We start from the raw sequence: 14,053 nt of genomic DNA on the forward strand, positions 1-14,053 counted from the left end.
TGTAGCGTCACCTTGAAAGCCGTAACGTCGTTTCGAACGCATTCGTGGTGATGCTGCGGCCTAGGCCTATCCCCGGGAGAACTGCTCCTCGAGGTGCTCCAGCGACGCCCCCCTCGTCTCAGGCACGATGAAAACGTAGAAGCACAGGGACACTACATTGATTGCGCCGAATACGGCGTAGGTCCATGCGGCGCCCAGATGCTCGATCATGACTGGGAAGATGTAGGTGACTACTGCGTTCATTAGCCAACCGCACCCTACGGCAAAACCTTGGGCGACGCCCCTAATCTTGGCGGGGAAGATTTCCGACAGTAGCACCCAGTTCACGGTGCCTGACTGCTTGGCGAAGACGAATACCGACACCAACACCACAACCAGCCACGGCAAGAATGCCGGTACAGCATCCGAAATCGTGCCATCGGCCAAGGTATATGGTGTGATACCCACGGCGAATACAACCGCCAGAGCGAAGAGTGACAGAGTCACACCCGTTTCTTGGTAGATGCCGACGTGGCGGCGAGCAAAGCGGCTGACCAGCCACAATCCAAAGCCTGCGCCCACGCAGGCAACCGCGCCCGTAATCACATTGATCGAGATTGAATCCGCGGAAGAAAAACCTGCAGCATGCAATATCTTGGGCAGGTAATACATGGCCGTGTTAATGCCTGTCAGCTGGTCGAAACATGCCAGGCCAATACCAATGAATACCAGGCGCCGCGTCCATTCCACTGAGAATGTGTGCCGTAACGACCACTTGCCTTCGCGCTTGGCGACCTCGTGTAATTCCACCATTTCGCGAACTTCGTCGTGAATGTCATCGCGCTCAGGTTGGCGGATTCGCTTGAGTGCTCCGACAGCTTCCACGTACCGCAAATTTGCGGCATGCCAGCGGCCCGACTCGGGCATCATCCGCATGCCGATCCACAAGCAGATCGCGGGGATGGTGGCCAGTACGAGCATCCACCGCCATGCTTGTCCGTTCCCGGCATCGACGAGGACGCCGCCAATCCTGGCGATTTGGTCCCATGAATACCATTGACCGGCTTCGAGAGTTCCTGTCGCGTCGGAGGCAACTTGGGCTTGTGGTCCGCCGTGTGCTTTGGACAGCATGGCGTTCATTGAGTAGGCGAGCAACTGTCCAAAGACAATCATGAATTGGTCGAGGGCGACCAGGGAGCCTCGTACCCGAGTGGGCGCAGATTCGGAGAGGTAGACCGGAACCGTGGCCGAAGCGCCGCCCACTGCCCATCCGAGGATGAAACGGAAGAAATAGAGGACCCACACATTGGGTGAGAATGTGCAGCCGAGCGTTCCGATAATGAAGATTACGGCGAGCAGCAAGATGTTGTGGCGCCTGCCGTAGCGGTCTGAGAGGCGCCCGCCGAAGATAGCGCCGAAGGCCGCGCCGATAGCGAGGAAAGCTCCAACGAGGCCTTCTTCGAACTCGTTGATCCCCAGGCCGCCTGCTGTCTGGTCCATGTACATGTAGGGCAGGGCTCCGGCGATGACACCAGTGTCATAGCCAAAAAGCAGGGACCCGAAGGTTGCGACACCAGCCAGGAAGGCGATACGTCGTGACTTACCTGAGGCGGGTGTGGTGTCGACGAGGGCGTTGAGCTCGTCGTCGGTAATGCGCTCATGAGTCTGATGATTGTCAGAAACCATGGTGACAATTCTGCGCTTTGTCACGTTATACGAGAACTTTGTGAGACCGGCCTCACAGCCCTGTGCGTATTTGTGCTGAGAATACGGGGCGTGCCGACGCTCCTTCAGGTCACAGTGTCAGCGCAGTTGGTCTGCGAGTTCGTGGAGCTCAGTGTCGTTGAATCTATCGATCGACATATCGTTGAGCTTGAGGTATTCGTTCGGAATACCAGCTTCGATCGCGGTCTCATGGATCTTGAGTGCTTCACCAGACCCTCCGAGCACGTGGATGATACCTGATGTGAACTCGAAGGTTGTTGCGTCTGCCGCTGCGATGACAGCCGAACGGAGCTTGTCAGAGTTGATGGAGTCACCTGCGACCGAGATGGTGAGTCTGTAGTGGATTCCGTTTTCTCCGCGGCTTTCGTGTGTTGCTTCGGCTCCTGTGATTGGTGTGCCTAGTGCGGTGATGGCGTTTTCGATTTGAGTGAGTTGGGTTTCGTTGGCGATTGGGGTGCAGGCGGTGAGGCTGAGTCCGACTATCGCTGCGGAGGCGAGGGCTCCCAAGCTTTTACTGTGTGTGTTCATGGAAAGTCCTTACTTATTTTCTAGTGCTTCGATCAGCGGTTCGAGGCCATGTGCGTCAAGTCGGTGTTTGAGAGCTGCCGCATTCCCCGCTGCAACCGCAGCCTGGTACTCCTCAGGTGCATGAATGTTTCCCTTACCGAGAGCCTGTTCGTAGGCTGCGCGGAAGGCCTCCTCGGGTGATCCTGCAGTGTCGATATTGTGCCTCGTTCCGTAGGCGTCCGGAGCGCGGGTGTTGTCTTGGAAGTCGTTGAGGATATCGTCCTCTGATACATAGGCATTGACCCGTGCTCGTTCATCCGATGCGGAGGAAGTTTCCGCGTACAAGTCAATACGCCTTTGCTGAGCAAAGTTGATGTCGTTTGCTCCAAGGCCTGCCGGGTTGAAGGTTGTCGCCGGAACCCCGGTTGAGATCGAAGCCATTGAAGCCAGGCCGCCGCCCAGGGAATGGCCGGTGAAATGCAGTTGCGAATGGTCGATCCCATTGGCCTCGAGGGCTGAGCGCACTCGTGCGCCCAGTTCGGTTGCCTGCTTCTGTTGACGGGTAACCATCATGCTGCCGGTGAGGTTGTCGGACCAGTCATTCCATTCTTTATCGGAACCACGGAAAGCCAGAACGTACTGGCCATCCTCATTCACGAAGAGACTTGCGTTGGAACCTGAGCCGTCATCGTTGAACATTGATGGATCGAGGCCAAGGGCCCGAAGCTCGTCCTCGTCGGCTTCCCGCCACCCCTGGGGAAGATTCTGGGGGCTTGAAGTTCCGTCGGCATATGCTGAGTCTGAGAGCTTGGCGAAGGTTACTGGATCAATGGCAGTTGCCAAACTTCCATCCGCTGCCATACCACCGCCCTCGCCGTAGATCTTTGGCGCCTCCTCGGCGGCGATCTCCTGAAGCGCGGTCGAATAATCGTTCGCGACCGTTTGAGCTTGCGTAAGAGTCTCGCTCATTCGCTGCCGGATCGTCTCGGCATCCGCATCGATTATTGCGTTGGCTTCTTCGGCTTTGATCGTTCCGTCCGGTGTCGAAGTCGAAAAGTGGTAGATGTCCAAAGTGCCATCATCGTTGATTGAGATGTTGTGCTGACAACACGACCTTCTGCCGCATCAACATCATCCAGATATGAGGCTGCCTTGTCGCGAGTTCCACGCAGGTCTTCAGCAAGAGACTCCAGGTTTCCCGGATCCCAATCCTTGACGTCACTCCACAGCACTGAGTGCCTCTGTACTCGCTTGAAGAGCAGACTCGGCGGCAGCCTCGTTGGCAATATAATCGCGGGCCGCGAGACGCGCGTTCTCGGCGATTGAATCGAGGGCGCCGGACGCCGTTGACTGAGCTGTCGCAACCGTGTCCGTCGCGGATGGGAAGTCGGCAGCACAGGTAGTACCCGGCATCGAGGATGTGATCGCGCTGCCAGCATCGAAAGTTAACGCGCCGACGTCCTCGGATGCACCCTCCAGGGTTGCGGCGAAGGCTTCAAGGTCGCCGGAGACGATCTCTAAATCCGACACGAAACCTCCTTGTGGTCGGTTGACGCTACGTGTAGTTCTAGGTTATCGAAGGATTGGCTCCTGTAAAAGCTGAGGGGGTGAGGCATCGTGGCTCACGAGGGTGAGCCGGGATTTCGTTAGTCCTCGACTTGGGTCGCCGCTGCCGGAGTGAGGAGCGTGACATTGGCCGAGCGCAGGTTTTCACAGAGTTGTGGTGAAGGGGAAGTGTCAGTAATGAGGTAGTCGGCCAGGGATAGTGGGCCGATAGATGCGAAGAGTCGCCGTCCGGCTTTCGAAGAGTCCGCAAGGATCACGACATGCTTCGCTCGTTCTGCCATTTGGGCGAGCATCGCTGCTTCGTCCAGGTTGCTTGTTGAGAATCCCTTTTCGTCGAAGGCGCCTACGGCGATGAAGGCTAGATCTGCCTGAATATCGTTCTCTGTTCCGGAGATTGAGCTTGCGAAAGTGATAGGTCCAATCGTCACTTGCCCAGAAACGCGGACGTGTCCTCCAAAGACGTAAAGGTCGCGGCATGAGTCCGGATTGAGCTCGGATGCTAGACGTAGATTGTTTGTTGCGATGATGAGTTCTCGCTTGTTGGCCAATTCATGAATGAGGGGGAGTACTGTACTGCCCCCATTGATGAATAGAACGGCCCCGTCTGGTACGAGGTCGGCTGCGAGGGTGGCGATCGCCTTCTTCTGATGAGGCTGGAGGCGAAGTCTGTCGTCAATGCGGGTGTCGTGCCAAGGGACTGCAAAGGTGGACATTGCTCCGCCATGCGTGCGAATTAGGGCACCGTCAGTGTCGAGTTGGTCGAGGTCACGACGAATTGTGTCCAGGGAAACATTGAAATTCTGGGCCAGGGTTGCGACCGTCACCTGACCGAGGGAATTGACCTGCTGGATGATGGCTGCCTTGCGCCCTGCGGGGAGGCGATTTGAGAAGTGCTCCATGCGTGGAGCCTACCGTTTCAGCGCACAATTACGTGTCGTTACGTAATTGTTATTTATATTAATCTAGAAAATCGAAGAAAACCGCTCTAATATTGCGTTAGACATCATAAAACCGCAAAAAAATGCATGATGTCGCACCTTGCATCAACGACGATGGAGATGATCATGCGCAATATTCGATGGCTTCTGCCCGTTTCTGTTGCGGCTGTAGCTTCAATGGGACTTGCAGCCTGCACCGCAGAAGGCTCAGGAAACAACCCAACGGCGTCCGGTGAATCCGCCGACGCTGTCACCCTCGAATTCGTCCAATGGTGGGAGCCTGAACTGCCAGATGGTTCTTTCCGTGCACTCATGGATCAATTCGAGGAACAGAACCCCGGCATCAAAGTCAAACTCCTATCCGGACCCTACGCATCAACGAAGGAACAACTCATTGCCGCATCCGCATCGGGCACAATGCCCGATGTTGTCGGGCTCGATGGAGCATGGGTCTCCGACTTCTCCAAACAAGGGGCCATCGCGGATCTCTCCGAGATGATGTCCAACAACAACTACGACGAATCCCAACTTGCCAGCCAAATCAAGATTGACGGATCAACGTACATGATCCCCGTCGTCAACTTCGTCTATCCGATGTTCGCGAACACAGCCCTCCTCGAACAGGCTGGGGTCTCAGCCATTCCGTCCAACCGGAGCGAATTTGAGGACGCAGCGAAAAAGATTCACGCCGTAAGCCCTGATATCAGCGGATGGGCACTACCCCTATCCCTCGAGACTCCTAACGGAATCCAGAATGACGTCATGTCCTGGGTATGGGCATCGGGAGGGTCCATGCTCACCGACGACGGAAAACCGAATGTCACAAACGAGGACGTCAGAAGTGCCATCGAATACATCAAGGGACTGTGGGACGCCGGAGTCATTTCCCCCGGCGCCTTCACGATGAAAGAGCAGGATAAAGTCGAAGACTTCACGAACGGTCGCGTCGGCTTCATGATCGACTCTCTGGCCCACATCAACACGATCCGGGAAGGAAATCCCGACCTCACCTTCGAAATCTCTGCAATCCCCGCACAAGACGGCTACACCGGGGAACGTGGAATGCCCTATGCCTCGTGGGGGATCGGCGTCTCTGCGAACTCCCAACACCCCAAAGAGGCGTGGAAACTCGTCGAATTCCTTATGTCGCAAGACATAAACTCCGCCCTCGCCAACGACGCCAAAGCCTTCCCCGGGAACGCGCAAGCCGTGCCCGCATTCGTCAATGACGATGAACTCTTCAAGAAGGCATTTGACATCTGGAGCTCCGGTCAACCCGCTAACGAATTCACCGGACTGCCTGTCGCCGAAACGCTCATGCGCGAATTCGACGAACCATTCCAGCGATACCTCAACGGCGAAACAGACGCCGACACCATGCTCAAAGGCGTGCAGGACTCGTGGATGGAGAAGTTCTGATCGACACTGTGGGGTTCTCTCCGCAGGAGAGAACCCCACAGGAGACAACCACAGTCGACGACAGGCACTCGAACATGACACCTCGAATAGACTTGCACGTGGAAAGCGACCGGCGCATCAAGCCTCGCCACTGCGTCACCGAGCACGTCAAACGGATAACGGTTCCATACGCGTACCTCACACCGACACTTACTCTGCTCGCAGTACTCATGGCGGCCCCAATCCTCATGGTCGTCTGGTACTCGTTCCAAAGTGGTGCGATCACTGACAAGAACCCACACTTCGTCGGACTCGATAACTACTTCGACATCCTCACCGATCCGAAGTTCCATACAGCCCTCGCAAACACCGCATGGTTCGTCGCAACCTCCGTCGTCGCCCACATGATCATCGGCCTCGCCTTCGCCATGCTCCTCAACGCTTCATGCCTGTCTGCAGTCACCAAGACGTTCTTCAGAACCCTCTTCGTCCTACCGTGGCTGCTCACCGTTGCGATCATCGCAATTCTGTGGAGACTGATCCTCAACCCCAACGGCGTTGCCAACGCACTGCTGTCCGGACTGGGCCTCGTCGAGCCGCACAAAGAATGGCTCGCCGACCCTCACCTAGCCCTCGCCGCAATCATCTTCATCAACATCTGGGCGGGATACCCGTTCTTCATGATCTCAATCCTCGCAGGCCTACAAGGAATCCCCGCCGATCTCTACGAGGCGGCCGAAGTAGACGGCGCCGGTCCCCTCCGCAGATTCTGGTCAATCACCCTGCCACAACTCAAACCCATCATCATCTCGATGGCACTCCTGGACACTATCTGGACCTCCCAACAATTCGCCCTCATCTGGATGACGACCGGCGGAGGACCTCTCAATAAAACGGAAATGCTTTCGACATACACCTACAAGCTGGCCTTTGCTGAATACGCCTTCTCCTCTGCCTCAACCAGCGCCGCCATCATCCTCGTCCTGTCGATGGTCCTCGCCTTTTTCTACGTCCAGAGCCAGCGAACGAAGGACTGACATGCTCAGCAAGAAACAGCGCGCGCTCCTAACGCGCATCCTCACCTGGATCGGACTGCTCATCGGTGCCGCATTCGCCGCGCTACCCGTCCTATGGATGCTCTCATCCTCGTTCAAGCCAAACCCAAAAATCTTCGCAACCCCTCCCAAACTCATCGAAGAAGGAAGCTCGCTCAGCGCCTACCTATCGATCTTCCAGGACCCGGAGAAAATTCGCTTCTTCATCAACAGCTACATCGTCGCCCTCTCCGTCTCGGCGCTTACACTCATCGTCGCGATCCTCGCCGCCTTCGCATTCAGCCGTTTTGACTTCCCAGGCAAACGGATCCTCAACGTCATCATCATCTCAGTGCAGGCGGTTCCCCCGATCACGCTGCTGATCCCCTTCTTCGGTCTCATGGTCGCGCTCAAGCTGTACAACACGTACCACGGTCTGATCCTCACCTACATGGTGTTCACACTGCCCTACGCAATCATCATGCTCACCGGCTACTTCAACACCCTCCCACGAGAACTCGATGAGGCCGCCAAAGTCGATGGAACAACCTCGTTCGGAGCCCTGTGGCGGGTGCTCGTACCAATCTCGATTCCCGGGATCGTATCGGTCGGCATCTACACCTTCATGATCGCGTGGAACGAATACCTCTTCGCACTCACATTGACCAGAACGAACGACATGCGCACCGTTCCCATCGGCATCCAACTCCTCATGGGACAGCACTCCTACGAATGGAACGAAATGATGGCGATGTCTGTCCTTGGCTCAATCCCCGTGCTCCTACTCTTCATCTTCTTCCAGCGTTACTTCATCGGAGGTATGACCGCTGGATCCGTCAAGAACTGATCTTGGCGTACCCATAGAAAGAAAGGTCCAAACAATGTTGTGCACAGGCGACGAGATCCTGTCGGTTGCGAACACTCACGGCTTCGCTGTTCCCGCATTTAACATCTCGAGCTATTCGATGCTACGGGCGGTGGTCGAGACATGCGAGGAGAAACGATCGCCCCACATCATCGCGATCCACCCGGATGAGTTATCGCATATCGGTACCGACATGCTTACCTCGATCATCCGGATTGCGCACAAGTCTTCGGTGCCCACCGCGATCCATCTTGATCACGGTGCCTCCTACGAGCAAGTTCTCCTCGCGATTCAGTCCGGCTTCACTTCAGTAATGATCGACAAATCCTTCGCTCCCTTTGAAGAGAACGTCGTACAGACCTCGCGCGTTGTTCAGGCCGCGCACGCGGTCGGCGTGTCAGTCGAGGCCGAACTTGGCACGATCGGCGTGTCAGACAAATACGGAGAGACAGGATCGGAGGAAATCCTTTACACCGATCCCGACGACGCTGAACGATTCATTGATGAGACCGGAGCCGATTCGCTCGCCATCGCCATCGGCACTCGACACGGCCTGTACCCATCCGAAGCTAAACCCGAACTCCGGCTCGATTTACTCGCCACGATCAAGGAACGCCTCGGGATCCCCTTCGTCCTCCACGGAGGATCGAACAACTCCGACACGGAAATCTCAGGTGCAGTCCATGGGGGTATCAACAAAATCAACATCTCGTCGGATATCAAAGCCGCCTACTTCCTCAGAATGAGACAGGTCCTGACTGACATCCATCTTCGTGAACCCAACGTCATCGAACCTCCCTGTGAAGAGGCGCTGCGCGCATGCGCCGCGCAGAAGATCGACCTCTTCGAATCCGTCGATAAAGCCAGCCTTTACTGAAAGCGCACAACCATGAACAGGGGAAGGATCGTCCTCGGCCTCGGCGGAACAGTCGATCACGAAGTCGTATGGAATCTGACGCAAGTGCAAGCGCTCGCGACCCAGATGGAAATCACTATGGACGAGATCGAGGACGATCCGACCCCCGTTGCCACGGACGCCCGAGCCGCCCTCGTCTACCTGTTACAAATGATGCACCGGGGCAGGGGAGGAGAATGCCATGTCCGCAGCATTGACTCCCTGTCGGAACTTGACCGGCATTTCGACAGTCGCACGACTCTCGGCGGCACATGCGTGCGCGCTGCCGTTGCAATGGACAGGATCGGCATTGGATCCACTGTCCACCTCGTGTCGATCAACGACGACGTCAGGAACCTTCTCCCAGCCGCAGTCGCGTGGATCTGCAGCGCCGATCGGGACTCGTGCGAACCGCACGTCATCTTCCAGTTCCCCGCCGACGAAGACGTCAGGATCATCGGTGGAGTTGTGCACAGTTCGCGCCCGAACCGGGTGATCCTCGTCCACGACACCCCGAACGAACTCATGAGACTCAGCCCCGATCTGGGACCCGCTCTGGCACGTGCAGACGCAGTGATGATCTCTGGATTCAACACGATGAAGTCGCCCGATCTCTTGCGGGAACGGCTCGACACCTTGCGACGAATGATTGAGAGCGTCGCCGCTGGGACGCCGATTGTCTACGAGGATGCAGGCTTCCACGACGAGGCAATGCGCGACATTGTTCTTGACAAGATCTGCGATCTCATCGACATCCACTCTCTCAATGAGGACGAGGCCGCAGCGTATGTGCAGAGATCGTTCGACCCTAAGGATGGAGCTGAGATTGCTCGTGTCATGGAGGAATTGAAAACCCGTCTGATGGCAAACAAAATCCTCCTCCACACGAGTCACTATGCGGCGGTATTCGGAGAAGGAGCGGAGCGTTTTGCCAATGCCGCGGTCACGGGGTGCCTCATGGCATCAACGAGGTATGCGCATGGTGACTCCATGACACGCAAAGACTTTGAGGAGATGCGAACTACTCCTCGAGACCCGATTGGGACGCATCTCGCAGAAGATCCGGATATCGTTCGACATGGAATCCACATTGTGCCCTCGTACGACGTTTACGCCCCGTCACCGACAACGATCGGACTCGGAGATTCGTTTATCGGCGGTCTCATGGCTGCCCTTGGAAGTGCTGAAGAACTGTAAGCCTCAGCAAAGCCGTGAAACAGACGCTCGATACCTACTAAAACCGCCGTCGGTCAGAAAGCCTTAGACCATACCTGTGCTCACCACAGCCCATCCACAGGAACACCTGGCGAAATGAGATCAACAACCGCCAGCAAGGAGCACAGCTTTGACCGCAAACACTTTGATCATGATCGGGATCGACCTAGTCGCCATGATCGCCCTGATCTTCGGACTCTACTTCCCTCGCCACCGCCGCGCAGACCTCGTCGCAGCATTCATGGGAGTCAACATTGGCGTCCTAGCCGTCGCCATGATCTTGGCAAACTCCACCGTCTCCGCAGGCCTGGGACTGGGCCTCTTCGGTGTCCTCTCGATTATCCGCTTGCGCTCCGACGAAATCACCCAGCATGAAATCGCCTACTACTTCGCCTCCCTGTCCATCGGCCTCCTGCTTGGGATGTCCACCGCTCCATCGGTGCTCATCGTCAGCCTCGTGGCGCTGATCCTGGTAGTCCTCGCCGTTGGCGATTCCAAGCGCATCTTTGGTTCCTTCCAGAACCAACAGATCCAACTCGACCGCGCGATCGTTGACTCCGATGAACTCGTCGCTGCTCTCGAACAACAATTGGGCGTCCGAGTACTGGGCACCCGCGTCATCCGCGTGGACCTTGTCAACGACCTGACTTTGGTGGATGTGCGCTTGCGTACCGATGCCGCACCACACACTGGAACCCAACCAGCACATGCCCACGTGACCGACTTGCCATCGCGGCGAACCGTACGAGTCGGATGACAAGGACTTGGTTGAAAACCATACGACCAACCGGCGGAGACCGCATCGACCACGAATGGATGGAAAGACAATGACAGCAGCGATGCAGGAAACAATGGACACACGTTTCATGGTCCAAGCCCTGGTCCCCGCAAACATGGCCTCCATTAGCTTGGAAGAGCTCAACGCTCAGGCACGGATGCTCACCCGCGTCGACCGCAAATACACCCTCCGCGTTGACGAAGTGCCCGCGATCCTGTCCGAACTAGACGTTGACACTCGCGTCCTCGAAATCAACGGCATCCGCGCCCAAGCGTATGAATCAACCTACTTCGACACGCGCAACCTCGACGCTTTCATGATGACGGCCCGCCCGCGCCGCCGCCGCTTCAAAGTGCGCACCCGCACCTACGTCGATTCAGACCTGGCTTTTCTGGAAGTGAAGACCCGTGCAGGCCGCGGCTTCACCGTCAAAGAACGTGCGCAGTACGGCGTCGAGGACGCGGCCGCGGGCCGGCTGACCGCTCGGGGGCGCCGGTGGGTATCCGGCATTCTTGGCTCCATTGGGTACGAGGACGCCGTTGCCGCAGAACTGAACCCCGTTCTGCGGGGTACTTACACCAGGCTGACCCTGGCGATGCCGTGCGGGCAGGGGCGAGCCACCCTCGATTCGGCTCTGACCTGGACTGACCTGCGTGGAACAGGTCAAGCGCCGTACGCGGCTGGAACAGGGAGCCCAAGCGGCCGGAGCATCCAAGCCCCCAACCTGGTGGTTGTTGAAACAAAGTCTGGGTCCTCGCCCTCGCAACTTGACCACCTACTGTGGGCTGCAGGACACCGGCCGACACGGATCTCCAAGTATGCGACCGGGCTGGCTGCGTTGGATCCCCAACTACCGACCAACCGGTGGCACCGCACCCTGGGCAGGCATTTTACCGACCTGTGCTGAAGGAAATCCGGGCAGTCGCCCCGCACACCAACCACGGTAAAGACACCGAAAAAACACCGATAGAGCACCACATCTACTGACTTACGAAAAGGACTGACCATGACGAACCCTCTGAAAAAATTCACCAAACGCACCGCTCTTAAAGTCGGCTCCCTAGCCGCAGTTGCAGCCCTAGCGCTCAGTGCCTGCACCGGCACCAACGCTGCCTCCGTAGCCACCAGCGGCACAACCGCCACAGCCTCTACAACTTCGGCAAGGACTGCGCAATCCACGGCCGAAGCGGGAAGTAACGGCGACACCACCGCTCCTCCCACATCCGCCGACGCTCTAGCCAATAACGCCGAAGCCTCCTACGTGGCCGATGACGAATGGTCCGCCGAGGACGCTCAGGCCATCACCCTAACCGGAGACTCGGCCTCCACCGACGCCACAACCGTCACCGTTGATGGCTCCACCGTGACCATTACCGAAGCGGGCGTCTACAAGATTTCTGGAAAACTGGAAGGCCAGATCATCGTTGCTGCTGCCAAGGATGCAACAGTTGTCATCATTCTGGAAGATGCCACCATTACGAACTCAGGCGGATCGGCGATCTACGTGCAGGCCGCCGACAATGTCGTCCTGTCATTGACTGGGACCTCCACAGTGTCAGACGCGTCCTCATATGACGAGTCTATCGATGACAATGCCGCCATCTACGTCGATTGCGACCTGACAATCACCGGTGACGGTGAACTCATCGTCACCGGTAACGGCAATGACGGCATCACTTCGAAAGACGACCTGTACATCCTATCCGGCAAAATTAACGTAACTGCGGCTGATGACGGGCTGCGCGGCAAGGACTCGCTGACCATTGCCGGAGGTACCATCAATGTCGATTCAGGTGGCGACGGTCTCAAAGCCGACCAGGACAGTGACGACACCAAGGGATATGTGGCTGTCATGGGCGGAACCGTCACCATCGTTTCTGACGGCGATGGGATCGCGGCTTACACCGATGCGGTGCTAACCGGCGGAACAGTAGACATCGAAGCTGGCGGCGGAGCCTCAGCTGGAAAGAACGACGAGACTTCGACCAAGGGCATTAAAGCCGGAACCTACCTGATCGTTGACGGCGCGACCATCGATATTGACTCCGGTGATGATGGCCTGCACTCGGACGGAGCCCTGAGACTGACCTCTGGCACCATCACGATTGCGTCTGGTGATGACGGTATCCACGCGGAAGTTGCCGCTGTGCTCGATGGTGCTGATGCCACAGTTTCGCAATCCGTAGAAGGGCTGGAGGCCGGGCTGATCACCGTGGCTGCGGGCGACATCGACCTGACTGCCTCTGATGATGGCGTCAATGCTTCTGGCTCAATCACCGTTGAGGACGGCCTCGCAGCCACAACAGAGACCTCAGATGCTGCTGATACAGCTGAAGGACGAGGCGGCATGGGCGCAATGGGCGGCGGTGAACAGGATACCGGTGAACAACTGACAATCACCGGAGGAACCCTGACCGTTAACGCCGGTGGTGACGGCCTGGACTCCAACGGATCCATCACCATAACGGGTGGAACCACCACTGTCTACGGACCCGAGTCGGGAGCCAACGGTTCGCTGGACTACATGGGCACTGGGACGATCACCGGCGGAACGCTGCTTGCGGTTGGCACCAACGGGATGGTCCAGACACTGTCATCCACAGATGGACAGGGGTGGGTGAGTGCAACGATTTCCGGTTCGGTAGGTTCGACCGTGACGATCACAGATTCGAGCGGTAACGAGATCGCTTCCTATACGTCGGCGAAGTCCTTCGGTTCGGTGATTTTCTCTACCGAAGGGATGACGACCGGCGAAACCTACACGGTCACTGTGGATGGGAATTCTGTTGAGGTGACGGCCGGTGAATCTGCCGGCGGTGGCATGGGTGGCGGTATGGGACCCGGAGGCGGCCAGGCTCCCCGAGGCTAGGTTCTTCGAGGCGGCCAAGCTTCCCGAGGCTAGGTTCCCGGATACTCATGTTCTGGCGGTGACTTTCTCGAACTGATCTCGGCGGCAAGAAATCGAAAGAACCTATATTGGCAAGTCGCCATTGAGAAGTCTCCCGGGTTGCTGAGTCAACTTGGGGGACGATCTCGCGCGTAAAAGAGCAGGGAACGCATAGCGCAGGGTACAGGGATGAAATGTTCCACGCGGTTAGCTTGAAGAATCCCGTACGCTGAACACGTCTCCAACTTTTTCATCAGGTGCTCACC

13 protein-coding genes are annotated in these 14,053 nt (G+C 57.1%); 8 read left to right on the forward strand and 5 right to left on the reverse strand.

Translation table 11 applies throughout. From position 1 onward, the window contains the following. Positions 1-66: 66 nt before the first annotated feature. From G439_RS0100095 to G439_RS0100115, 5 genes are all read right to left on the reverse strand, one after another. Positions 67-1,665, reverse strand: coding sequence for an MFS transporter (locus tag G439_RS0100095; protein WP_022867156.1), 1,599 nt, complete (start codon positions 1,663-1,665; stop codon positions 67-69). Positions 1,666-1,782: 117 nt separating this feature from the next. Next, positions 1,783-2,232, reverse strand: a complete 450-nt coding sequence (locus G439_RS0100100) for a hypothetical protein (protein ID WP_022867157.1) — start codon at positions 2,230-2,232, stop codon at positions 1,783-1,785. Positions 2,233-2,241: 9 nt separating this feature from the next. Then, complete coding sequence (locus tag G439_RS0100105) at positions 2,242-3,282, reverse strand: Tle-like phospholipase domain-containing protein (RefSeq protein WP_022867158.1); 1,041 nt, start codon at positions 3,280-3,282, stop codon at positions 2,242-2,244. 147 nt (positions 3,283-3,429) lie between these two features. After that, entirely contained in the window at positions 3,430-3,741 is a 312-nt protein-coding gene (locus G439_RS0100110; protein WP_022867159.1) for a hypothetical protein, read from the reverse strand. Positions 3,742-3,857: 116 nt separating this feature from the next. Next, positions 3,858-4,676: a DeoR/GlpR family DNA-binding transcription regulator gene (locus G439_RS0100115; RefSeq protein WP_022867160.1), complete on the reverse strand. Its 819-nt coding sequence runs from the start codon at positions 4,674-4,676 to the stop codon at positions 3,858-3,860. Positions 4,677-4,841: 165 nt separating this feature from the next. Here G439_RS0100115 and G439_RS0100120 point away from each other — a divergent pair, with 165 nt between their 5' ends. From G439_RS0100120 to G439_RS0100155, 8 genes are all read left to right on the forward strand, one after another. Next, the gene (locus G439_RS0100120) at positions 4,842-6,134 is read left to right on the forward strand and encodes an ABC transporter substrate-binding protein (protein WP_026459224.1); all 1,293 of its coding nucleotides are present in this window, start codon (positions 4,842-4,844) and stop codon (positions 6,132-6,134) included. A gap of 74 nt (positions 6,135-6,208) precedes the next feature. Continuing rightward, the gene (locus tag G439_RS0100125; RefSeq protein ID WP_026459225.1) at positions 6,209-7,150 is read left to right on the forward strand and encodes a carbohydrate ABC transporter permease; all 942 of its coding nucleotides are present in this window, start codon (positions 6,209-6,211) and stop codon (positions 7,148-7,150) included. Position 7,151: 1 nt separating this feature from the next. Then, positions 7,152-7,994: a carbohydrate ABC transporter permease gene (locus G439_RS0100130; protein ID WP_022867163.1), complete on the forward strand. Its 843-nt coding sequence runs from the start codon at positions 7,152-7,154 to the stop codon at positions 7,992-7,994. A 34-nt stretch (positions 7,995-8,028) separates the two neighbouring features. Continuing rightward, positions 8,029-8,889, forward strand: coding sequence for a ketose-bisphosphate aldolase (locus G439_RS0100135; protein WP_022867164.1), 861 nt, complete (start codon positions 8,029-8,031; stop codon positions 8,887-8,889). Positions 8,890-8,901: 12 nt separating this feature from the next. After that, positions 8,902-10,104 (forward strand): ADP-dependent glucokinase/phosphofructokinase, encoded by a 1,203-nt coding sequence (locus G439_RS0100140; protein ID WP_022867165.1) that lies wholly within the window; start codon positions 8,902-8,904, stop codon positions 10,102-10,104. 169 nt (positions 10,105-10,273) lie between these two features. Continuing rightward, positions 10,274-10,879 carry a DUF4956 domain-containing protein gene (locus tag G439_RS10510; RefSeq protein WP_051125668.1) on the forward strand — a complete coding sequence of 202 codons (606 nt, stop codon included), beginning with the start codon at positions 10,274-10,276 and terminating at the stop codon, positions 10,877-10,879. 70 nt (positions 10,880-10,949) lie between these two features. Next, positions 10,950-11,807, forward strand: a complete 858-nt coding sequence (locus G439_RS0100150) for a polyphosphate polymerase domain-containing protein (RefSeq protein ID WP_022867167.1) — start codon at positions 10,950-10,952, stop codon at positions 11,805-11,807. A gap of 99 nt (positions 11,808-11,906) precedes the next feature. After that, complete coding sequence (locus G439_RS0100155; RefSeq protein ID WP_022867168.1) at positions 11,907-13,769, forward strand: carbohydrate-binding domain-containing protein; 1,863 nt, start codon at positions 11,907-11,909, stop codon at positions 13,767-13,769. Positions 13,770-14,053: the final 284 nt, after the last annotated feature.

The organism is Schaalia vaccimaxillae DSM 15804 (assembly GCF_000420425.1).
Classification (GTDB): domain Bacteria; phylum Actinomycetota; class Actinomycetes; order Actinomycetales; family Actinomycetaceae; genus Pauljensenia; species Pauljensenia vaccimaxillae.

What these genes read in the sequence shown, in the direction of transcription:
- G439_RS0100095 (WP_022867156.1), bottom strand. Translation starts at nt 1,665, where the DNA reads ATGGTTTCTGACAATCATCAGACTCATGAGCGCATTACCGACGACGAG.
- G439_RS0100100 (WP_022867157.1), bottom strand. Translation starts at nt 2,232, where the DNA reads ATGAACACACACAGTAAAAGCTTGGGAGCCCTCGCCTCCGCAGCGATA.
- G439_RS0100115 (WP_022867160.1), bottom strand. Translation starts at nt 4,676, where the DNA reads ATGGAGCACTTCTCAAATCGCCTCCCCGCAGGGCGCAAGGCAGCCATC.
- G439_RS0100120 (WP_026459224.1), top strand. Translation starts at nt 4,842, where the DNA reads ATGCGCAATATTCGATGGCTTCTGCCCGTTTCTGTTGCGGCTGTAGCT.
- G439_RS0100125 (WP_026459225.1), top strand. Translation starts at nt 6,209, where the DNA reads ATGACACCTCGAATAGACTTGCACGTGGAAAGCGACCGGCGCATCAAG.
- G439_RS0100130 (WP_022867163.1), top strand. Translation starts at nt 7,152, where the DNA reads ATGCTCAGCAAGAAACAGCGCGCGCTCCTAACGCGCATCCTCACCTGG.
- G439_RS0100135 (WP_022867164.1), top strand. Translation starts at nt 8,029, where the DNA reads ATGTTGTGCACAGGCGACGAGATCCTGTCGGTTGCGAACACTCACGGC.
- G439_RS0100140 (WP_022867165.1), top strand. Translation starts at nt 8,902, where the DNA reads ATGAACAGGGGAAGGATCGTCCTCGGCCTCGGCGGAACAGTCGATCAC.
- G439_RS10510 (WP_051125668.1), top strand. Translation starts at nt 10,274, where the DNA reads ATGATCGGGATCGACCTAGTCGCCATGATCGCCCTGATCTTCGGACTC.
- G439_RS0100150 (WP_022867167.1), top strand. Translation starts at nt 10,950, where the DNA reads ATGACAGCAGCGATGCAGGAAACAATGGACACACGTTTCATGGTCCAA.
- G439_RS0100155 (WP_022867168.1), top strand. Translation starts at nt 11,907, where the DNA reads ATGACGAACCCTCTGAAAAAATTCACCAAACGCACCGCTCTTAAAGTC.